At 35.6% G+C, this 20,016-nt stretch carries 28 protein-coding genes; 4 read left to right on the top strand and 24 right to left on the bottom strand.

Annotated features, from left to right (window positions below; all coding sequences use genetic code 11):
- The coding region (locus CIB29_RS18715) for a hypothetical protein (RefSeq protein WP_479724527.1) at positions 1-256 on the top strand (256 nt) is incomplete at its 5' end.
- 188 nt (positions 257-444) lie between these two features.
- Positions 445-564 carry a hypothetical protein gene (locus CIB29_RS18710; RefSeq protein ID WP_157910347.1) on the top strand — a complete coding sequence of 40 codons (120 nt, stop codon included), beginning with the start codon at positions 445-447 and terminating at the stop codon, positions 562-564.
- Between the two features lie 141 nt (positions 565-705).
- On the opposite strand, the gene CIB29_RS16565 is transcribed toward CIB29_RS18710, so the two are convergent.
- The gene (locus tag CIB29_RS16565; protein ID WP_094551573.1) at positions 706-1,995 is read right to left on the bottom strand and encodes an IS110 family RNA-guided transposase; all 1,290 of its coding nucleotides are present in this window, start codon (positions 1,993-1,995) and stop codon (positions 706-708) included.
- 388 nt (positions 1,996-2,383) lie between these two features.
- Here CIB29_RS16565 and CIB29_RS16560 point away from each other — a divergent pair, with 388 nt between their 5' ends.
- Positions 2,384-3,277, top strand: coding sequence for an ISKra4 family transposase (locus CIB29_RS16560; protein ID WP_117434613.1), 894 nt, complete (start codon positions 2,384-2,386; stop codon positions 3,275-3,277).
- An 878-nt stretch (positions 3,278-4,155) separates the two neighbouring features.
- On the opposite strand, the gene CIB29_RS16555 is transcribed toward CIB29_RS16560, so the two are convergent.
- The 6 genes from CIB29_RS16555 to CIB29_RS18705 all read right to left on the bottom strand — a co-directional run bounded on the left by CIB29_RS16555 (position 4,156) and on the right by CIB29_RS18705 (position 9,028).
- Positions 4,156-5,256: an ISAs1 family transposase gene (locus tag CIB29_RS16555; RefSeq protein WP_198543947.1), complete on the bottom strand. Its 1,101-nt coding sequence runs from the start codon at positions 5,254-5,256 to the stop codon at positions 4,156-4,158.
- Between the two features lie 645 nt (positions 5,257-5,901).
- Complete coding sequence (locus CIB29_RS16545; protein ID WP_094551565.1) at positions 5,902-7,401, bottom strand: NERD domain-containing protein; 1,500 nt, start codon at positions 7,399-7,401, stop codon at positions 5,902-5,904.
- A gap of 577 nt (positions 7,402-7,978) precedes the next feature.
- Entirely contained in the window at positions 7,979-8,314 is a 336-nt protein-coding gene (locus CIB29_RS16540) for a helix-turn-helix domain-containing protein (protein ID WP_094551564.1), read from the bottom strand.
- Between the two features lie 86 nt (positions 8,315-8,400).
- The gene (locus CIB29_RS16535) at positions 8,401-8,631 is read right to left on the bottom strand and encodes a DUF739 family protein (protein WP_157910346.1); all 231 of its coding nucleotides are present in this window, start codon (positions 8,629-8,631) and stop codon (positions 8,401-8,403) included.
- 20 nt (positions 8,632-8,651) lie between these two features.
- Complete coding sequence (locus CIB29_RS16530) at positions 8,652-8,870, bottom strand: hypothetical protein (RefSeq protein WP_094551560.1); 219 nt, start codon at positions 8,868-8,870, stop codon at positions 8,652-8,654.
- Positions 8,867-9,028 (bottom strand): hypothetical protein, encoded by a 162-nt coding sequence (locus CIB29_RS18705; RefSeq protein WP_157910345.1) that lies wholly within the window; start codon positions 9,026-9,028, stop codon positions 8,867-8,869. Before CIB29_RS18705 ends, CIB29_RS16530 begins: the two co-directional genes overlap by 4 nt.
- 154 nt (positions 9,029-9,182) lie before the next feature.
- Here CIB29_RS18705 and CIB29_RS16525 point away from each other — a divergent pair, with 154 nt between their 5' ends.
- A complete protein-coding gene (locus CIB29_RS16525; RefSeq protein ID WP_278335872.1) occupies positions 9,183-9,419 on the top strand; it encodes a helix-turn-helix domain-containing protein in 237 nt (78 codons plus the stop codon).
- Positions 9,420-9,599: 180 nt separating this feature from the next.
- On the opposite strand, the gene CIB29_RS16520 is transcribed toward CIB29_RS16525, so the two are convergent.
- The 17 genes from CIB29_RS16520 to CIB29_RS16450 form a co-directional block, all read right to left on the bottom strand.
- Entirely contained in the window at positions 9,600-9,992 is a 393-nt protein-coding gene (locus tag CIB29_RS16520) for a hypothetical protein (RefSeq protein WP_157910344.1), read from the bottom strand.
- Between the two features lie 97 nt (positions 9,993-10,089).
- Positions 10,090-10,254, bottom strand: coding sequence for a hypothetical protein (locus CIB29_RS18700; RefSeq protein ID WP_157910343.1), 165 nt, complete (start codon positions 10,252-10,254; stop codon positions 10,090-10,092).
- Positions 10,255-10,415: 161 nt separating this feature from the next.
- Positions 10,416-12,209 (bottom strand): S-layer homology domain-containing protein, encoded by a 1,794-nt coding sequence (locus CIB29_RS16515; protein WP_094551554.1) that lies wholly within the window; start codon positions 12,207-12,209, stop codon positions 10,416-10,418.
- A 165-nt stretch (positions 12,210-12,374) separates the two neighbouring features.
- Positions 12,375-14,324, bottom strand: coding sequence for a tape measure protein (locus CIB29_RS16510; RefSeq protein ID WP_094551552.1), 1,950 nt, complete (start codon positions 14,322-14,324; stop codon positions 12,375-12,377).
- A 3-nt stretch (positions 14,325-14,327) separates the two neighbouring features.
- Positions 14,328-14,669: a hypothetical protein gene (locus CIB29_RS16505; RefSeq protein ID WP_094551550.1), complete on the bottom strand. Its 342-nt coding sequence runs from the start codon at positions 14,667-14,669 to the stop codon at positions 14,328-14,330.
- 17 nt (positions 14,670-14,686) lie between these two features.
- Positions 14,687-15,556 (bottom strand): sigma-70 family RNA polymerase sigma factor, encoded by an 870-nt coding sequence (locus CIB29_RS16500; RefSeq protein ID WP_157910342.1) that lies wholly within the window; start codon positions 15,554-15,556, stop codon positions 14,687-14,689.
- Between the two features lie 21 nt (positions 15,557-15,577).
- Complete coding sequence (locus CIB29_RS16495; protein ID WP_094551546.1) at positions 15,578-16,015, bottom strand: sigma-70 RNA polymerase sigma factor region 4 domain-containing protein; 438 nt, start codon at positions 16,013-16,015, stop codon at positions 15,578-15,580.
- A gap of 79 nt (positions 16,016-16,094) precedes the next feature.
- Complete coding sequence (locus CIB29_RS16490; protein ID WP_094551544.1) at positions 16,095-16,289, bottom strand: hypothetical protein; 195 nt, start codon at positions 16,287-16,289, stop codon at positions 16,095-16,097.
- Between the two features lie 6 nt (positions 16,290-16,295).
- Entirely contained in the window at positions 16,296-16,679 is a 384-nt protein-coding gene (locus CIB29_RS16485) for a hypothetical protein (protein ID WP_094551542.1), read from the bottom strand.
- 315 nt (positions 16,680-16,994) lie between these two features.
- The gene (locus CIB29_RS16480) at positions 16,995-17,507 is read right to left on the bottom strand and encodes a terminase small subunit (RefSeq protein ID WP_094551540.1); all 513 of its coding nucleotides are present in this window, start codon (positions 17,505-17,507) and stop codon (positions 16,995-16,997) included.
- A 54-nt stretch (positions 17,508-17,561) separates the two neighbouring features.
- Positions 17,562-17,831 (bottom strand): hypothetical protein, encoded by a 270-nt coding sequence (locus CIB29_RS16475; protein WP_242965303.1) that lies wholly within the window; start codon positions 17,829-17,831, stop codon positions 17,562-17,564.
- Entirely contained in the window at positions 17,803-18,063 is a 261-nt protein-coding gene (locus CIB29_RS16470; protein WP_094551538.1) for a hypothetical protein, read from the bottom strand. The genes CIB29_RS16475 and CIB29_RS16470 overlap by 29 nt, the downstream gene beginning before the upstream one ends.
- Before the next feature lie 2 nt (positions 18,064-18,065).
- Complete coding sequence (locus CIB29_RS19040; RefSeq protein ID WP_198543945.1) at positions 18,066-18,239, bottom strand: hypothetical protein; 174 nt, start codon at positions 18,237-18,239, stop codon at positions 18,066-18,068.
- A gap of 129 nt (positions 18,240-18,368) precedes the next feature.
- Positions 18,369-18,617, bottom strand: coding sequence for a Mor transcription activator family protein (locus CIB29_RS16465; protein WP_094551536.1), 249 nt, complete (start codon positions 18,615-18,617; stop codon positions 18,369-18,371).
- 236 nt (positions 18,618-18,853) lie between these two features.
- A complete protein-coding gene (locus CIB29_RS16460; RefSeq protein ID WP_094551534.1) occupies positions 18,854-19,258 on the bottom strand; it encodes a hypothetical protein in 405 nt (134 codons plus the stop codon).
- Between the two features lie 23 nt (positions 19,259-19,281).
- Complete coding sequence (locus CIB29_RS16455) at positions 19,282-19,506, bottom strand: helix-turn-helix domain-containing protein (RefSeq protein WP_094551533.1); 225 nt, start codon at positions 19,504-19,506, stop codon at positions 19,282-19,284.
- 3 nt (positions 19,507-19,509) lie between these two features.
- On the bottom strand, positions 19,510-19,713 hold the full coding sequence (locus CIB29_RS16450) for a helix-turn-helix domain-containing protein (RefSeq protein ID WP_094551531.1): 204 nt from the start codon (positions 19,711-19,713) through the stop codon (positions 19,510-19,512).
- Between the last annotated feature and the right edge of the window lie 303 nt (positions 19,714-20,016).

The following is a 20,016-nucleotide window of genomic DNA, read 5'->3' as shown; positions in this document are numbered from 1 at the left end:
AGTCTTAAACCAGATTTACACGGCATTGATTCTGTTTTGCTTGTTAAAACTCATGCATATTCTGGTGGGTACCAATCATAACTTCTTGGAGATGGTAAGACTCATTGCAGGCGGACTGTGGAATACCATTGCCTACCTTAAAAAGTCTCTATCCACTGTAAAACCTCCAGGTCGCAAACGAAAGCGGTTTAATTGGAAGAGAGAGTACGTTGATTTCTACATCCAGTGTATGTTTGGTAAGGTTTCGTCATATTAAGTTTTTAAATTTAATATTGTTAGGCTTAGGTGGTCACTCCCCTTTTCTCTAACGTTAACCATAATTTTCTTATGGGTGCAGGTTATACCTGTAAATTATTACTATTGATTTTTGCTAAACTTTTATTTGCAACAATACTGGAGCATCCTAATAGAAAATAGTAATATTTGCAAAAAAGGAGTAAATTTATGGCAAGAGTTTACCTGAGAAAAGAAATAAAAAAAAGAATAGAAAAGGGACATCCCTGGGTTTATAAAAATGAGGTTGATAAAATAGAAGACCAGCTAATTAAAGTCAAGAGTTTTTAAGAAAAATTTTGAGAAATTTTTTTAGGCTCCTGACGTTAATGAAAGGCATGACAACAAGACCACCTAAGTGAAGTAGACATAAAATAGCTGGTCTAAAATAATAAGTTGCTCTTTGAAAACTGAACATCAAGTACGGTACTATCAAGCTGCTGTATGCTTTGCTGCAAGCATTTGAGCGTGTTCCTGGGGACTGCGTAACTGGTAAGGTTTCCTATCCCTTAGAACAGCAAAGATGATACAAACAAGCTTACGCATGACTGCTCCCAAAGCTACCTTTTTAGGTTTGCTCCGGCACTTCTGTTGATAAAACTCCAGCAACACAGGGTTGCAAGCTGTCTTATCCCTCTTGGTACGGATATTGGCAAGAGCAATTGTAAAAAGCACCCTACGAAGCAGCCTTGAGCCCCTCTTGGACATTTTATTGCGCGTACCGGTAAACTCTCCGGACTGCATGACAGAGGGGTCAATGCCGAAATAGGCAACCAGCTTGCCCGGCTTTGAGAAAGCTGAAAAGTCGCCAATCTCCGCAAGAATGGTGGCAGCCGAGAGAAGACCTACGCCGGGCAGGCTCTGCAAAAGCTCAAGTGACAATGACAACACAGGCATATCCTTAGTCATATCCTGAGCAATCAGCAGACGGATAGCTTTAAGGACTTTCTCCAGGTTTTCCTCCAGGGTTTTGATCATGGAGATATACACACCCAGCATTGCAACATTAGAAGAATTATGAATGCTCAAAGGAGCAAATTCTCTGGCTTTGGAGACTAGAAGCTCATACTTTGCAGTTGCCCATTTAAGGCTTTTACGGGACTTCTGCTGAATAAGCGAAATCAATTTGTTTTTGTTAGCCTTAAGAATATGGGCAGGCGTAGGATACTCCTCCAAGACTGCAAGAGCAGCCTTTGAAAAGATGTTGGGGAATACATCCTTAAAGTTTAGCATGAGTTGGTCAACAATACCCGTAAACCTGTTTTTGTAGGCAGTAAGCTCGTCAGAGAGCTTGTAGTACTGGCGGCAAAGGCTCCTTAAGCATTCAATATCCTCATCGAGGATATTAGTAGTTTTAAGCTCCTGAAATCTGTAGAGCAATGCAATTTTCCGGGCATCCACTTTATCATTTTTCACTTTTCTAATTCCAATATTTTTGATAGAATCAGTCTGGATGGGGTTTGTTACTGAAACCTCAAATCCAGCTTTACAAAGTGAATGGAAAAGGATTTTGTGATAGTGCCCGGTGGATTCCATGACGACGAAAGGCCTTGAAGCGAAGTCCTTTTCCGTTTTTTTAAGCAATTCAACGGCTCTTTCCACGTCGGTACTGGAATCATGGCGAATCTTCATGCGGGCAATCACTTCATTGGATGGAGAAAGAATTGCCATCTCACTGAAGAATTTACCCACATCAATGCCTGCAATGGGTCTGAAATTCATTAAAAATGCCTCCTTTACAAGATTGATGGACTTAAAAGCCTCCATTCCTTCCCATGTAAGCAAACAACCTTGCATGTGACACGAGGAACCAGCTTATTAGCTGGCCTCAACCAGCCAAATCATGTAGACTTACCGGAATGGATAAATACTCTTTCATACGGGTAATCGGCCCGCTAAGGTCCGTCCCAGGAGGTGATACACACACCTTCCAAGTCCGGAAGATATTATACATGATTTTCAAGGTTCAGGCCAACAGGTGCTGGCATAATGGCTAAGATGTGAAGCCGTATGATGTGCTTGATGTTTAGAAAAGTATGAAGTTTGAAGTGTTATGTTAACAATGATTTTTAATGGGTCGAACAGTGGCTTCGGTCACTGATTTAATACAATATTAATTGTACAAGGAGAGGTAAGTCCAACCCAAATACAGATTGTATCTGAAGAAATTGGTAAAAAAGTATTTGAAAAAGAGATGGAAAAAGCACAACAAGCTTATGAAAAACCGGAAATAGCAGCACCAGAACTACCACCGGCTAAGCGAAAAGACGGGAAGCTATATATATTTACCGATGGAATGCAGTTAAATACAAGGATAGAGCAAAACGGTACGACTTGGCGTGAAATGAAGTTAGGGTTGGTGTTTACTGATAAGGATGTAATTAAGCGCGGAGAAGATAATATCAAAATTGTAAAAAAGGAATATGTATCATATTTTGGAAGCGTCACAGAATTTAAAAAGGCAATATTTGCAGCAGCCGCCAGAGCAGGTTACGGTAAACTAAAAGAAGTAGTTGTCATAGGAGATGGAGCACAGTGGATATGGAACATGTGCGACGAATTATTTCCGGATGCAGTAAGGATACTTGACTACTATCACTTAAGTGAGAATGTTCATCAGTATGCAAAAATACTATATCCTGAAGATGAGATAAACCGTAAAAGGTGGGTAAAAGAAGTAATGGATAGAGTAAACAATGATGAAATTGAAGAAGCAATTAAAATTGTAAACAAGGTTAAGATTAAAAAGTTACCAGACAATGTAGTAAATCTTCCAACATATATGGAAAACAACCGAGAGCGAATACGCTATAAAACTTTTAAAGAAAAAGGCTATTATATAGGCAGCGGAGCGATAGAAAGTGGTAACAAAATGGTGATTGGACAAAGGATGAAACAGGCGGGAATGCGTTGGAGTATCAATGGTGGACAGTATATAGCTGCATTACGTGCAAAGTATGAAAGTCACAAATGGGATGACGTTGTAAAAGTAGTGAACGAATAGTATGAAATAATATCCATGTAAAAAAATGTATATAACAATCGGGTAACTATACCCATTTTTACTGGAAGATTTATCACATATGTGAAAAAGTATCTTCTACTGTAAACTAGACGGTAATTTTTCAGATAATGGGTCATATATAATTTATGCACCCCAAATACAATATGATATTTGCAATTCCATTTGGTATGTGATAAACTTTCATTATCCATACTGTTTTCCTCCTTTGATTTAGTTGTGGTTGGCAGACCATCATCTATTCTATCAAAGGAGGAAAATTTTTTCTACTCATAGCTATAAGCTTTTTAGAACCACAGGCATAGCCCGTGGTATTCATAATACAAAAAAAGCCGAGTTTACTTAAGCTGGTAAACTCGGCTAATAACGCAATATCTTTAAGAGATTTAACATCTAAAGGGTCATCATCACTTTTAGGTGAATTTTTTTGATGATATCTATTTCTTTTTTCATAAATCTAATATTGTGTATGTTGAGTCGGCACAAGAGAAGATTCTTTGCTGCACACGGTAAATTCATGAACCCATTTCCTACCAAAACCTTTTTACAAGTTTTTTTAAAAATGCCATTTCAGCATTCATTTTTATAAGATGAGCCGTATTTTTAATGTGTTCCCCAGTTTACAATGAACAGGAAAAAGAAGCGTCCGGGGATTCGATCAATGCTATCTAAAAAAGGGTATACTCTATCAACCAGATGTTCCTTTCCGGAGATATCCAGTGTATACTGAGTATGCTTTTAAAGCGCATTAATCTTACTTGCATGTGATAGGGGCAAGCCGCACATCTACCCATTTATCATACTTTGGGTAGACCTCAGGCCTACCCCTATCACAAGTCAAATTATTGATGGTTCATGGTTCAACCAAAGTTTATTTTTAATATATAATCTAGATACTCTTCATCTAATAACGAATGTACTTTTCTTATTTTTAAACTTTTTTTCGGATATCTTGTTTCATCTTTCCTTACCATATTTAATGAAAGTCTTTTGAGCATCGCAAGGTTTTCAGGCGCTTTTCCTTTTCTGGTTTTGCAAGCGTCTTCACTAAAGGTTACATCAAGAGACCAATGCATACTCTCAATTCCCCAGTGCTGCCTTACTGCTTTTGCATATTCTATTACAGAGTTTACGCTCCCAAAATGAAAAGCTCTTTCCTCTGTTTTATTTCCCTTCTCTTCAGTTCTCCTGATAACCATTCCAATACCATTCATCTTTTCCCATTCTTCTTTTGCATCCATCCATTTTATATCGGTAGAGTAGTAATATATTCTTTCCTCAATTCTGCCATGCCCCTTCTCAAAAGTCCTATAACTTTCTATTTTCTCATTCTTAAATCCATTCTTTTCTTCATCTAAAAAATATTCCTGTACTTCTCCATATAATATGGGATGATTTCCTTTAAGGGCTACAACATAATCTGCCTTGTTTTCTTTTACAATTTTTTTCACAGTATCTTTTTGAGTATTCATTGCATCTACAGTTACTATGCATCCCTTTATAAAAAGCATGTCTAAAAGCTCCGGCACCGCTGTAATCTCATTACTCTTATCATCTGTTTTTACCTGTCCAAGTATCATTTTATTTGCGCTGCACCAGGCATTAACAATATGAATACCTTTCTTATCAGCTGCTTTGTCTGCTGTTCCACACATTGTCTTCCCATCGATTGCAACTATAGTACCTTTGCTAATTTCAGTAACTTCTTTCATCCACGTTGCAAAGCATTTTTCAAATTGCTTTGGGTCTATAAAATCAAAGACTCTTCGTATGGTACTATATGATGGAATGCCATTTGGAAGTTCGAGATATTTCCTTAGCCACTCTTCTTTTTTCTTAGCCCAGACTTCCATCTCCTCCCATTCGTTAAACCCGCAAACCGATGCAACTACTGCTATAAATAATACATCAATCAATTTATGCCAAACTTTACCTGTCTGTCTTGGATCAAATATTATCATAAAATGTTTAAAAAAGCTCCCTTTATATTTTTTATTGACCATCGATATCCCCAATCTAATTTATATCTCTAGTCAATATCTTACTATAAAAGGATTTGCTTTTTTACAGGTAATTTATTCATTGGCTAAATGTTCCTTCATGAATTTGCCGTGCCTGTATGATAGCCTGTTAAGGCGCCAGCCGCCCATCTCCCTCTATGCTCGAACTTCATAGCCATACTTCGAGGGGGTGGGGGCTGGCCGCATCGGCTGGCTAATCATAGAGGGGAGGCTTGTTGTCAACTGGATTCTTGAAAAAGTTTTTTCCCTATGTGAAAGGAACATGTTAATGTTAATTATTTACACTAATGTCATCTTTAAGGGGGGTAAAATTTAATTATAAAAAGGTCCATTTTTCACTTGACAAATACACTTTTAGTGGATAATAATTTCTATCAATAATTTGGCCAAAATCATTATTAATAATAACCATATCATATCTTGGATCCTTCCATAATTTTTTATCTAAATGATAACCAAGATATACCATCTCTTCATCAGCTCTGAAATATTCAGCTAATGAAGTTCTTTGTCTTATATAATAAAGAAAATCATATGGGTCATTTAAATAAAAAGTAAGCAATTCTAAATCAAAAATTGTTAATACTATTGGAAATGGATTTTCTTGTTTTTTTCTAACATCACCTGAGTTTGATGTGCTAAAGCTGGATAATTTTCAGTTGTGATCACCATTATGTATACATCGTCTATTTCTTCTGAAAGCTTTATTTCGTTTCCAACTTCATCTATAAACATTGCACTCTTTTCTAATATTTTTTCGCGCGATACCAATCCTTGTTCATAGGCATCTTGAACAGCTCCCTTGAAATCATTGTTTAACGCCTTATCATCACCTGTTCTGGAGAGTTCGGTTAGTTTCTTTGATTTAACTTGAACACATAATGCCTTGCTTCCAAGGATACAAAGAACATCAATATCTGTATACGTTTGCCCTTTTTTAGTTATGACTTTAACAGACTTAAAAGTTCTACTTGTCCCAAAGACTTTTGATAAAAAGTCGTATGTAATTTCTTCTCCAAAAGTACCTCTATTTTTTCCTGCTTGATCTCTGTATTCTTTATCACCCATCATCCAATAAAAAGGGCTTTCATATACTGCTTCAAATAGCAAAAAAGTGATTGGTATAAAATATCTATCATCATCTAGCTTAATTATTGGGTGTGAATTGATAAGATTATAATTCCCAATAGTTTTAAATTGTGAATTTGAACCTTTTTGGGGAGTTATAGAAAAATAGTTAAAAAATGACTCAACGTTAATACTGCTATCAAAATCTGATTTTTTGACTATAAATAATTCTATTAAGCTTTTATAAAAGGATTTCCAGCCATATTTTCTTATTTTATCAATACTTAAACCTTCTTCTACTTTTGCATATTCAAAAAATAGTTCTACATATTGATACAATTCCATCATAGGTAAAATATCTTTGATATGCTTTATAAATCCTCTTTGAGAGTTCTTTTCTTTTATACTTTTAAACATTGCAGGCATTCTTTCTTTTAAGTCATACAAATGAACTTTTTGAGATTTTTCTTGGAGAATACTCTTAATTTTAAATACAATATGTTGTGCTTGATTAATGTCGAATTCTTTTTTGCAAGCAAGCCATTCTATATCGTATTTATATTTTCTCTCGAAAAACTCCATATATTGGAAATCATAAACACCTGTACCAGAGTAAAAGATAGGTTCTATAAGCATGTCTCCTGTACCAAAAAAATTTTTCTGATCAACTCTAAAATCATCTATTTTATTTTCTTTTTTGATACTGTTTTCTAGTTTCTCAATAAATGGTGCCATAAAAGACTCATGCAATTCTTCCATTAATTTGTAAGTTTTTTGTTTGAGGTTAATTAAATCTTGTGGAGTTTCGGGTATTGAAAAATCAATTTCATCTTGAATTAAGAAGCCAAGTAAAAGAGAAGCTTCTTTTACACTGAGCCGACCCCTAGTATCTATTTCATGCAGTTTTTCAGGATTGATATGAAAATCTTCAAGAATAATCATGCATAGTGCGTAGACATATCCTTTCTGATTTACAAGATCTTTTATTTTTTCAATTACTTTTTCAGTCTCTTCCATATTTTTCTCCAAATAATGACTAGCCACAAATTAATCTCTTTATACTTTTGAAATACTGCCAACATCCCATTATAGACATAATTATATCATAAATTCTGGAAAACATGTTGAAAGACTTTATTTGACTAATTTTTCAGAATATCATTTGCGCTTTCCCTGACGAGCTATACCCCCATATTTATCAAAGAAAACCCAGTGAGGCAATTAATACTTTTCTGTCGTTTATCTTATAAAATAAAACCCCGATCATTTTAAAAATAACCGGGTTTTATTATTAATTATCATCGTTTTTGCCTCACAAAAGCCCCTTCCTCAAAACGGCTGAAAGCCTTATTTCATGCGGCTTTCGACACGTTTTATCAGAACTATGCACTCAACGTGATACGTAACTGGAAACTAATCAAATCACTTTTATTTTTCATTATTTATCATATTTTCATGTTATCCTATGTAACTGAAAACCCTTGTAATATCTGCATTTTTCGGAAACTGTTTTACTACTCTTTACTATGTGTATTTTATTGTAAAATTATTTTACCGCCATTTTGGGTGGAAACAGGGTGGAATTGCCACCCAACTATTTTTCATCATTGAATTGCTCTATCGGCTTTATATTAAATGGGTCAGTCAGGTCATACCCTTGATACTTATTAAGGAATTCAAGTAATGCTGAACGTGTAACCTTCATTGAACCAAGTTTTAATCCTGGAAGCAACCCAGCCTTGATAATATCATAAACATACTTTGTATTTGTCTTTATAAGTTCAGCAACTTCACTGACTGTATAAAGAACATCATATGATTCAGCATTATATATGACAGTGACATCTTGTTTTTCACCGATTAGATTATGTCTTTTCAAATCGTTAATAATTGCATCTGCAATCTGCTTTTCATCAATTTTTATTTCCATAAGCTTAACCCCTATTCTTTTGAAAATTAACTTTCAATTTCATTATAACAAAAGGGATGTTCCGTTCAAGAACACCCTTTCATACTTTAAGCACCTTCATATTCAACATCAAAGAAGTATACAGGTATTTCTTCAGGTTGGATGTTCAACAGTTCAGCAGCCTTTTCTATCTCTGATTGTGTGAAGTCTGTTGCACTTTTTAACCTGGAATTGATTCTTTGCTTGGTCATGCCCATAAGCTTCCCAAAGGCTTCCTTACTGCCATACATGGCATTGATTCTTTGTTCTAACTTCTCATGATTAAAAATGACAAACATTTTACATTCCCCCATTCATCTTATACGTAAAATTCAACTTCATCCTTCAGCTTGATGGTTTCCCAACCAAGGTACTTCCTTAAAACGTTCATAGCATCAATTAAGGCTTTGACTTCATCATAATAAGGGTTGTCGGAAAACCTTTTATATTTCCCTGTTCTCTGTTCTTCTAAGAAGCAATCCAACAAAGCTTCATAATGCGGTTTAATTGCATCAAGTACATGGTCTATGGTAATCACACCCTTTCCTTTTTTGCTTTTAATGCTGACACACCACACCAATAATCATTGGCACGAATACCCCAAAATTTACAAGCTTGCCTTTTTGCATCTGTGGAATTTTTGGCAATACAGGTGAATTCCCTTCCACCTGGTGAAGTAACTTTGTACTTAAACACCAAATCACCCTTTCAAAGTTATTATTTAACCTTGCAAGGTTATTTTATCACCCTTCAAAGTATTTGTAAAGATATTTTTTGACTTTTTAAGGTTAATTTTTAATTCTCTATTGATATTATTTGCCTTTTCATGGTAAAATCTTTATGAAAGGATGTGATAAAATTGATTACCTGCAATATTAGAATTTTAATGGCAAAACACAAGATAGATGATATTCAGGAACTGATAAACCGTTCAGGATTAAGCAGAAATGCAATCAACAGGCTTTATAAGGGAACTGATGCTGAAATTGAAGCTACCAGCCTAAAAACCCTTATAACACTTTGCAAGGTTTTTAACTGTAAGCTTTCTGACTTATTGGAATATACACCTGATTCACCTGAAGAATAATAAAAATAAAAAAAAAAGCACTTGGAATTTAATCCAGGTGCTTTTTTTTTATATGCTATGCCCTTCCAGCTTGCCCATATTAAGCCCAAAACATTAAGGTAAGGTATTTATATTGCCCAGGGTAAAAAAGCCCTTCAGAAGCCAAATAAAGAAGCACCTGCCATAAAATCAGCGGGTGCTTTAATAAACAATACCTTCTATATCATAAGTTGGTATTTTACCAATATCCCCAATAGCTTCAATTGTTGGAATTGAACCATCATCAAAGAAAACCGATTCAAGAACACTGTAAGCTGCTAACAAACTATTTTCAGGCGGGTAATATGTTCCACCCATTGCAGGTGCTTTTTTAAGAAGCTGATTAAATTTATTTTGAATTGTTTCATCATATTCACCATCAACTTCAATAATTGGGATGCCATTTTTTAAGGTACATTCAACCTGTCTTTCAACCCCCAGGTATTTACCTTTAGCAATTATTTTGGGCATGGGTTCACCCCGCTTTCTTGAATAGTCACTTTTCATATATTCTTCAAATTCTTTTTTAAGTTCTTCAGGTGCATCATCTGTCAAATGCCAGTTGTCATATTCCATGATAAAGTAAGGGGAATCTATGAAGCTTGGTCTTGGTTGTGACATATTATTTCACCGTTCCTTTGAAAATTAACTTTCAATAATCCACACCATCAGGACAGTCCACATATAAAGGCTTGTTTTCCTGCAAGCAACTTTGGATTGTCCTGATAATTTCATCTTCATCCATATCCTTGATAATCATCATGGGGAAATTCTCATGAAACCGTTCAGAATAAGCATAAAGCAAGCCTTCAAGCATGGAAATTCCCCCTTTCTTTGAAATCTTAATTTCAATTATAGCACAAATCGCTTATACCAGCTATATTTGCCTTTATAAGCGATTTGTACCCTTTTTAATATGATTGCCTTACCAGGTTGCTTTTCGTCCAATAGAGGGCAAGCTGTAAGGCAGGATATTTCTTATTTAGTTGCCCACTTAAACATAGTATTAATGAAATTAAGCATTTCAAGCCTGGTAACTTCACCATCTGGATTGAACTGGTCATTGTATTCAAACCAGCGGTAAGAAATAGCAGTATTTAAAGCATCCTTTGCCCAATGCCTGGTAATTATCTTCCATTCATGATTAGGTTCTGCAAATTTTGCCAGGATGGACACCATTTCACCCCAGGTAATATTTTTATCAGGATTATACTTCCCATCAGCACCCATTGAAATCAAACCTGCATTTAGCATGGTACTGACTGCTTCATTGTACCAAGCATTGGCTGCAACATCTTTAAAGCTGTTCTTGTCAGAATAAACAGCAGCCTTGCTTTCAGGGGTCAACAACCTATAAACTATTTGAGCAAGTTCTGCCCTTGTAACTGTGCCTTTATTACCCAATAAACCATCAGCATAACCAAGCAAATATTCTGTTTTTGTGGTGTCCAAAACAGCTTTGCCATAGGATAAAACAACCGCTGGTTTCTTCTCAACTACTGGTTCAGGTTTAACAGTATGTGATGAATGGCTGGAATGTGAAGGTTTTGAAGGTGTTACTGGTGTAGGTTCAGGTTGTGGTTGTGGGTCAGGTGTTGGTTCTGTTGGTTCTTCAGGTTCAGGAGTATATTCTTCAACCTTGTATGTTTTTCCATTTGTTAAACCAATTATTTCAGTTCCAGTAAGTGGTTCTGCTTCTGATTCATTGGCTGTCAGTGTGCCATCCGCTTTCACATAGTTTATAACATCATCTGCTGTGACTTTATAATACTTTCCTGCTTCAAGCCCTATAATTTTACAATCTCCTGCTGTTCCCAGGGAAGCTGAATCAAGGATTACTGCTGTTGGTTCAGGTTGAATTACTTCATACGCAAGTTTTAGATATTTGGTATTGTAAGCATTATTTGTATTATCAATGTAATCAGTTTCCCAGCCTGTGGGAATCAAGTTTTCATCTGCAAACAATTCAACTAAAGATTCAATTGAATCTTCAAGGGATAACCAAGCCCATTGAATATTGGCTATGTCAGAACCCCCAACAGTTGCAGTGTTGTTATACAGCTTTGTTCTTGAAATGGTCATTGCCCCATTATTTACAACACCACCGCCAACATCATCTGCTTTATTTTCTGTAATGATACTGGATGTAATATTACAAGTTGAACTTGAAGCAGCATTGAAAATTGCACCACCTTTGCCTGTTGCATGACCATTTTTAAGGATGCAATTGTTAATATTGACAATTGCACCGCTATTCATTGCAATATGCCCACCGTTTATTCCTGTGTTATTTTCAAAAATACAATTATTAAAATTTGCTTCACCATCCCAGGCATAAATCGCACCGCTTGATTGAGTTGAAATGCAATTTTTAAAGGTCACATTATTAAAGTCTATTCTGCTATAGCTTTCAATAAATGCGGTTAGTGAAGGAATTTCAGCACCATCAAAGGTAAAGTTATTAAATATTGTTGGATTAGAAGAAGGTGAGCCTGCAATATTTAATTTAGCTGCTTCATTTGCTCTCTTAATGGTGATATGCTTATCAGAACCACCAAATGAAACACCTTCAGGAATATCAATTTGACCAATGATTAAGATAACATCACCATCTGCCGCTGCATCAATTGCAGTTTGTAAGTCTGCCAGTGTGCTTACTTCAACAGTTGGTGAAGCTGCCCTTGCTTGTGGTACTTGACATAAAATCACCAGTGCCGCCAAGCACATTGTCCATAAAAGTTTTTTGAATAGGTTTGTGTGTTTTTTGTTCATCTTGTGAACCTCCTAAAAATAATATTTGACAGTATAACTGCCATATCAATATTATAAAAAATTAGGAAGTTCCAAGCAGTTATAACCATATTCGATATTCCTTGATGAACGAAAAAAAGCCCAAGGAACAGCCTTTATTGGCTATCCCTTGGGCATTTATCATTATTATAGATGCACACCTTCAGCGGCAACCTGCATTGCTTCATATAGTCCTTCAGCAAGGTAATCCATTATACCATCAAGGTCAGTATCTTTACTTACATTGTTGGTTATACCACCCATTTCAACTTTGATTTCAGCAGTTGTAAAGCGGTTTATTACTTCCTGTTCAGCAATATCACGCAAATATTCAAGGCTTTCTTCACTCATTTCCATTGAATTAGCCATCTTTGATGTATTGGCTGCTGTATCAGCTAAATTTTTCATTGCTTCAGCATTACTGAACATAGATAAAAAGTCATTATCTTGCACTGTTTTGGCTGCATTTGCCGCTTGTGCTGCACTTATTTCAGCTTGTCTTTTGACTGTTGCTTCCCACGCATCTGACTTCATCCTTTCAAGTGCTGCATCCCTTGCCGCCATACCAACTTCAAGTTGATTCCTATAATTCTGAAGGTCAGCTTCCCTTGCTCTTTTGGCTGCATCATTTTCCATCTGTGCAGTTGTTCCAAAAGTTACTTCCTGAATTGCACTAATGGACACCCCTGGAATCTTATTCAGCAGGTTAATGAAATTATTGATGATTCCAATTGCACCATTGACCATGTTTTGAAGAATGGTCAGTACATTTGCTTTCATATCACCCATGAAATTCTGAATTCCAACACTTGCTGTCATGATTCCAAGCTTCAGCTTATCCCATAAATCAAGAACCCAATAAACACCTGTGAAGAATCCAATTTTTACCCAATCCCAGGCGGTAAGAATTCCATTCATGGCAATCTTCCAGGCTATTTCAAGCCCGCCAACTGACTGAACCCATTTATAAATCATTCCGATTAAAACACCAATGGCAACTGCAATCCATAAAACAGGATTGGAAAGCATAGTGGTTATTAAAGCCCTATTTGCAGCAACAGAAAGCCATGTTGCAGCGGTTTGAATCCCTGTAATTGCCGCATAAGCACCAACAGCAGCAGTAAGCCCCCAAAATATTGGTTCAAGGGTTGACCAGTTATCATATATCCATTGCGCCCCTCTACCAATACCCTGAAGCACTGGTTCAAAGGTCTGAAGTAAGGTATTCCCAACAACTGTTCCAATCTGTCCAATAGTCATTGGCATTTCAGCAAACTTGGCATTGGTTTCATCAGCAGAAGCAAACATTGCATTTTTGATAATGTCAGCAGTAATTAAGCCTTCAGCGGACATATCCTTTAATTCGCCAACTGATTTTCCCATGTATTCAGCAATTGATTGTGCAAGAAGCGGCGCATTTTCCATAATGCTTCTGAATTCATCACCTTGTAATTTACCTGCCGCCATTGCCTGTGTAAGCTGGTACATTGCCGCTGTCTGTTCTTGAATACTTGCCCCGCCAATAGCAAAGTTCTTGTTCATAAGTTCAGTAAATGCAACTATTTCAGCATTGCTTGAAAAAGCATCTTTTGCCATAATTCCAAGCTTGGAAACAGCGGCGGCAGTGTCCATATAAGCAACCCTTGAAGCATTTGCTGATTCCAGTATCATATTTTGAAGTTCTTCAGTAGTTTGAAGTCCATCATTCATTAAATCAAGCCTTGCATTTGTAGAAGTCATGGAATCTGTAAGTTCAATAATTTTTTTAGCACCAAAGGCAGCGCCAACAGTTGCAGCTATACCCTTCAATTTACCCAATAAACCATCAGCAGCCCCTTGACCATTCCGCACATCATTATTAAATTGTTGTTGTGCTTGGTTTGCTTCTCTTATTTGTTGTTCAATCTCATTAAAAGCCAATTCTGCCCTGTTTAATTCTGTCCTTGCTGCTTGAATACTTGCAGTATCAATTGCATTACCTGAAGCAGTCTGAAGTGCTTCAAAACTTGATATTGTCATATTCAAAGCATTGGTAATACTTCTTAATCCTGGTGTCATACCATCATAAACCTGAATAGCTGTTCTTATTGTTGCCATCTATTATTCACCCCTTTCTATTTTCCTTCTTTTCTGCTCTAATTTGAGCATTTCCATATACAGTATTTGCCACTTATCTTTGTTTGGAATTCGTTTTGCATTAGAAAGTTCATTTTTAATTTGGCGATTAGATTTATTCATAATTCTACAAAAACCATCTTTATAAACTTCAAAAAGCTTATGTTCCTTGTTTAAAAGAATAATTCCTGTATCAAGCAGTTGTCCAACTTCTTCATCAACTGGAACAGTATCATCAGGAACATAGTTAATTTCACTTATGAAGGGAAGGAAACTGAACTTCACTGCCCACAAATATTTGTTGATTATTTCAATGTTTTGATTCATCTTGTTTTCACCCCTTTCTAACAGCATTGTTTAAGAATTTTATATAGTAAATCATCAACGATTTCCATTCTTTCAAGAACCGTATCAGGTGAAGCAAATTTATTTATTTTATCCCTATCATGTTCCAGTGAACTTAACACTTTCCACCTATATTTTTTCATCAATGCTTTACCTTCTTCACTTTCTCTTATTTTTTTAATTGCACCGAATTTAATTTGCTGAACATACTGATATGATACATTGAACTTTTTACCTATTTGTTCAATTGATTGTGGTTTCCCCTCTAATCCATAATGCAAAATAAGAACTTCCCTGCCAGTAATACCATTTTTCAACTTGAAGGTTAAATAATTGACATCCATAAAACTAAAATCTTCACCATTGAATTCTGTTTCTTTACCAAATACTGAATCAAGCACTTCATATAGGTCTTGCCTTAATATGTCATTATCAATTTCTTCATCAACTTCTAAAAAAGGCTGTTCTGAATTTTTATCTGCAAGTAATTCTTCAAGGTTTCTATCATCATCTTCTGACACAACATTATTAAGACTATACATTACTATTGGGTCACTTGTTGAATCACTTTTTTTAACCCTGGAAATATTTCTGTTTATGAAATTAAGCATTATACCTTTAATTACTTCACCAGCATATGAAATAAACTTAACAGGTTCTTCAGTATCAAAGCTGTATTTTTCAACTGCCTTTATAAAAGCAATCCAACCTTCTTGTTCCAGGTCATCAAAATCAAGTAATGCTTTACTTGCAACACCACCATATCTGTAGGCAAAATACTTGACCAGCCCTGTATTTTTCTGTATCAGTTCATCCAAAGCTGAATAATTGCCTTCTTGATATGCTTTTACAAGTTCTTCATTAGTCAAGTAATTCACCCCCTTCAGCGACTATCTAAACATAGCCATGATGCTAAGTTCAGGATATAGAATCATTGATAACTTCAGTAAAGCTTTCTTCTTATTCCTTCTAACTGTTGCAACATCAATATTTAAAGCATTTGCTATTGCATTTCTTGTCTTATCTTCAATATAGGAATTGTAAAAAATAGTGAAGCATCTTTCACCAACCATCTCATAAAGCTTTTTAAAAGCTTCATTCATGCCCTTTACAAATATTGCTGCTTCACGTTTCTTATTAGCTGGTACTGAAGCATCATTCAGCATAATTAAGCTTTGCTTGAACCCTATAATATCGCTGATAGTGGATGAAATAACTTGTTCCTCATATTCATTAAGCAAATGTGCTTTTCTTAAATCATTTAAAAAGGTTTCCGCTGCCTGTTTTACTATTTGCTTGACTTCAAATAAATCCAGTGTTTCCACCAATAACAACCACCCCCTGAAAACAAATAGCTGCACCAATGCTGAAGGTTAGTCCACCACCAGTGCAGCTTTAGTATAGGCATTATTCTTCTTTAGGTGTAGGATTTATAGCATTAGGATGTCCATCCTGCATTACTGTTCCAGTATGTTCAACTTTTCTTAAATGGTCATATCCATCATCAGTTGGGTTAAGTCCATCAGGTGTTGGTGTGCCAATTCTTACCCCAACCTGAAAGCCATTTACCGTTTTATTAACAGTATCATCCTGGTATTTCATATCAAATTACACCCCCATTTCATCTTTAACTTCATCTTCAATTTCAGCTTCAACTTCCTTGTAAGAAGCAGGGATTATACTATCAAACTTCAAAACAACATTTTCAATTGCTTCAGCATCAGCAATAATTGCACTTTCCCTTAAAGTAAAAGATAAACCGTTAGTTGGGTAATATCCAGTATTAAAGAAGTTTGCAAAATTGTTTCTAAAAACATCCAACATGCTTACAGCCCTATTAAGTAACCCCAGGCTGAAGCGGGTAACCTTCATTCCATCTTTTCCATACCTGTTTGAAAGAACCGCATGGAAGTGTTTCATGGTCTGATAATCACCAAAGAACGGTTTTACCATTTCAAAAGCTTGTTCATCAGTAAGGTTGTCACCAAGCAAGTTAATGAATCCAATTGCATTTGAAATCTGAAGCTGGAAGTCATCAGGCTTTCTTATAGTGAAATTTAAAATGGCTTCTTTTTCTTCTGTGATGATGGTTAAAAGCTGTTTATTAAAATCATTATCATTGGCTGTAATTTGTGCTTTTACCTTCCTGATTTCATCCTGTTTGGCATCACTGGTGTAATAGGAATTGCTTTCTCAGTTCCTTATTTCTTCCAAGAAAGCATTTGTAACCTTTTTGTAGTTTTCAAGAAGCTTTGTTATTCTGTTTTTTAATTCCATTTTCATGTTTATTTACCAACCTTTCTTTGTTTATAATTTTTCAATTAAGTCCTTCAATTCTTCAGTGGTAAGCCCTTCAAAAGGGTTATTATCCAATTGCCCTGATATTTCAACCCTGTCCTTAAACATTCCCAAGTGCCTTCCAAGCAGTTCCAAAGCCTTCAGTTTATCATGCAGCTTAATTGATATTCCAACAGTATTTTGTTTGATTTCAGCAATAGCTGATAGCTTTTCCTGCTGGATGCTGTCAGTGTCAAAGAATTCAACCTGGTTATTTTCAATTTTTAAGTAATCAGTAATAATTGAAAAGCCAATCTTACCAAGTTCCTGAATAACCCTATCCTGTGTTATACCTGTTCTTCTTGACCGTTCATCCATCATTTTTTCAATTCTTCTTTGGATGTAGGGTTTTGTAAGGTTTTCATTAGCAATGAACCTTGCTGTTTTAGGGGAATACCCTGCCCTGATTGCCGCCTGTGTTGCGTTCAGGTCAATCAGATATTCTTCACAAAACCTTCTTTGTTTCGCTGTCAGCTTTGCCATTTTATCCACCTGCCTTTCTTTTTAAGGTGTCCGATATGTCCGAATACTAACTTCTTAATCCAAGTCAGCCAGCACCTGGTTCAACAATGCTTTCAAATCCTCATTGCCCTTGAAGCCATTCAAATCAAGGGTTACTGTTTTACCCATGCGAACTTCATCATTCATATCTTTCCATTTAGGTTTTGAAACCTGAAGCCTTTTAGCTTCCTTGTAGTACCTGAATTCCCCTTTTTCTGTAATAACAGTTACTGGTGTTTCCATCTCATAATACTTTGCCATTTTTATCATCCTTTCTTTAATCAACTTCATCAAACCAACCATCATAAATCATGTTCCTGGTGTCCGTTCTGCAATTTTCCCAAGTAAATTGTGGGTAACCAGCCTTTATAAAAGCACTATCAATTTTCATGACAATGTTATTTGGTATTGGTGAACCTTTTATCAAATAATCTTCAATGAATCCAAGGTCATCTTCAGATAAAACATTCAGCATCTGACCAACTGCAATTGCATTATTTGGCGGCAGCTTGTCCAGGAAATCAACAAATATTGACATACTTACACCCCCATAGAACAAAGCTGCAATTTCTTCATCCAATACTTTTCATGATATTCCTTCACCTTTTCAGGATGTTCAGCCCGCCATTGCCTTTGATAAGCATTGATTGATTCCTTGTTTTCTGCTCTATATCGTTTTAAATAGTCCTTGCGGTTATTAGCTTTTGCATCCATAAATTTCACCCCCCCCCCCTAAAGCATACTTTGCCCTAAGATAATTTTACCAAAATGTGATGTCATTTTCACTATTAGAACACTATATTTAGTATGTTTCTAAAAAATAAGACACTATATATAGTGTCTTTAGTGTTTTTCTATGATTTTGTAAATTGTTCCCCTGCTCAATCCATACTTTGCAGCCAAATCAGAAACTTCCATTCCAGCAGCATAATCTTTTCTAATAAGCTTGTTCCGCTTCTTCCTGTCATGATATTTTTCATTAAAATTCTTGGGTATGTATATGTTTTTACCTGGAAGCTGATTGAGCAATTCTTGAAAAGCAGCTTCACCAACAACTTTCTTCAGCTTTTCTATTGAAACCACATTTGACATTAAACCACCTTCTTTTTGACTTCATCTTGAACTTTTTAGGGTATCTTGAACCGAATCTTGAACCGCTTCAAACCCTTATGAATAAAGGGTTTATAAGCTATCGGTTCAAGAAGTTCAAGTTCAAGTTGCTATATTATTATATTTTTTATACTTATATAATTTTTTCTTATATATATTTTTTTTAATTATATATAAGAAGTTAAAAAGTATCTTGAACTTCTTGAACCGCCTTGATATTACTGCATTTCATCTTGAACCGAATCTTGAACTTCATCTTGAACTTTTGCTTCATCTTGAACCGCAGGAACTTTGACAAAAATTCTGTATTTCACCCCACCAATTTTCTTATCAGCAATTACAAAACCAAACCATTTCACAACAAACCTTGAAAATTCTACATTTGACATGTACGGAATTTCAATACTACTGCAAAAATATTTGTAGGCTTCATAAACATCATTTGTAGATTTATTGTTAAAATCAAAATGGTTTAACATTGTTGAAATAACCTTTATGGAATCAAAATTTAAGGCTACAGTACCAAGTTCTTTATATAGAGTTTTTTCGTATTCTTTTTCTAATTCAGCAACCTTTTGATTAAGCATTTCTTCAAACTTCTTTTCAATTTCCTGATAATTCATTTAGTTAACCTACCTTTCTTTTTTTAACTGACTTTATTCAATTTAAGCTGTTTGATTTCTTCAGGGTTTGTTAAGTCATAACCTTCAAACCTTTCCAAGAATTCCAGCAATGCTGACCTTCTTATTTTCATGCTTCCAAGTTTCAAAGTCGGTAACAATTTAGCTTTAATCAAGCTGTAAACATAAGCAGGGTTTGTTTTTATTAACTTTGCAACTTCTGCAACAGTGTAAAGAACATCATCTTCCATTCCTTATTCACCCCCTTCAATTAAATCTTCCACTTTGACACCCAGTGCTTTTGCAATTTTTCCTAAAGTTGCAGGCTTTGGGTTACTTTTCCCTGATGCAAGCCTGGTCAAAGCAGGTCTTGAAACATTCGCTTTTTCCGCAAGTTCTGTAATTGTAATACAAGCATTTGCCATTCCAAGAAGTAATTTTTGAGCATCTAACTTCATCTTTTTCACCTTCCTTGTACAATTAATATTGTATTAAATCAGTGACCGAGGCCACTGTTCGACCCATTAAAAATCATTGTTAACATAACACTTCAAACTTCATACTTTTCTAAACATCAAGCACATCATACGGCTTCACATCTTAGCCATTATGCCAGCACCTGTTGGCCTGAACCTTGAAAATCATGTATAATATCTTCCGGACTTGGAAGGTGTGTGTATCACCTCCTGGGACGGACCTTAGCGGGCCGATTACCCGTGTGAAAGAGTATTTATCCATTCCGGTAAGTCTACATGTCGTAT

Origin of the sequence: Petroclostridium xylanilyticum (assembly GCF_002252565.1) — a bacterium.
Lineage (GTDB): Bacteria > Bacillota > Clostridia > SK-Y3 > SK-Y3 > Petroclostridium > Petroclostridium xylanilyticum.
This window is presented reverse-complemented; position numbering and strand designations above follow the sequence as displayed.

Excerpts from the sequence above, each read along its gene's own strand:
- CIB29_RS18710 (WP_157910347.1), top strand. The coding sequence starts at position 445 with ATGGCAAGAGTTTACCTGAGAAAAGAAATAAAAAAAAGAATAGAAAAG.
- CIB29_RS16565 (WP_094551573.1), bottom strand. The coding sequence starts at position 1,995 with ATGAATTTCAGACCCATTGCAGGCATTGATGTGGGTAAATTCTTCAGT.
- CIB29_RS16555 (WP_198543947.1), bottom strand. The coding sequence starts at position 5,256 with ATGATAATATTTGATCCAAGACAGACAGGTAAAGTTTGGCATAAATTG.
- CIB29_RS16545 (WP_094551565.1), bottom strand. The coding sequence starts at position 7,401 with ATGGAAGAGACTGAAAAAGTAATTGAAAAAATAAAAGATCTTGTAAAT.
- CIB29_RS16540 (WP_094551564.1), bottom strand. The coding sequence starts at position 8,314 with ATGGAAATAAAAATTGATGAAAAGCAGATTGCAGATGCAATTATTAAC.
- CIB29_RS16535 (WP_157910346.1), bottom strand. The coding sequence starts at position 8,631 with ATGTTTGTCATTTTTAATCATGAGAAGTTAGAACAAAGAATCAATGCC.
- CIB29_RS18700 (WP_157910343.1), bottom strand. The coding sequence starts at position 10,254 with ATGCTTGAAGGCTTGCTTTATGCTTATTCTGAACGGTTTCATGAGAAT.
- CIB29_RS16515 (WP_094551554.1), bottom strand. The coding sequence starts at position 12,209 with ATGAACAAAAAACACACAAACCTATTCAAAAAACTTTTATGGACAATG.
- CIB29_RS16510 (WP_094551552.1), bottom strand. The coding sequence starts at position 14,324 with ATGGCAACAATAAGAACAGCTATTCAGGTTTATGATGGTATGACACCA.
- CIB29_RS16505 (WP_094551550.1), bottom strand. The coding sequence starts at position 14,669 with ATGAATCAAAACATTGAAATAATCAACAAATATTTGTGGGCAGTGAAG.
- CIB29_RS16490 (WP_094551544.1), bottom strand. The coding sequence starts at position 16,289 with ATGAAATACCAGGATGATACTGTTAATAAAACGGTAAATGGCTTTCAG.
- CIB29_RS16480 (WP_094551540.1), bottom strand. The coding sequence starts at position 17,507 with ATGGCAAAGCTGACAGCGAAACAAAGAAGGTTTTGTGAAGAATATCTG.
- CIB29_RS16475 (WP_242965303.1), bottom strand. The coding sequence starts at position 17,831 with ATGATGGTTGGTTTGATGAAGTTGATTAAAGAAAGGATGATAAAAATG.
- CIB29_RS16470 (WP_094551538.1), bottom strand. The coding sequence starts at position 18,063 with ATGTCAATATTTGTTGATTTCCTGGACAAGCTGCCGCCAAATAATGCA.
- CIB29_RS19040 (WP_198543945.1), bottom strand. The coding sequence starts at position 18,239 with ATGGATGCAAAAGCTAATAACCGCAAGGACTATTTAAAACGATATAGA.
- CIB29_RS16465 (WP_094551536.1), bottom strand. The coding sequence starts at position 18,617 with ATGTCAAATGTGGTTTCAATAGAAAAGCTGAAGAAAGTTGTTGGTGAA.
- CIB29_RS16460 (WP_094551534.1), bottom strand. The coding sequence starts at position 19,258 with ATGAATTATCAGGAAATTGAAAAGAAGTTTGAAGAAATGCTTAATCAA.
- CIB29_RS16455 (WP_094551533.1), bottom strand. The coding sequence starts at position 19,506 with ATGGAAGATGATGTTCTTTACACTGTTGCAGAAGTTGCAAAGTTAATA.
- CIB29_RS16450 (WP_094551531.1), bottom strand. The coding sequence starts at position 19,713 with ATGAAGTTAGATGCTCAAAAATTACTTCTTGGAATGGCAAATGCTTGT.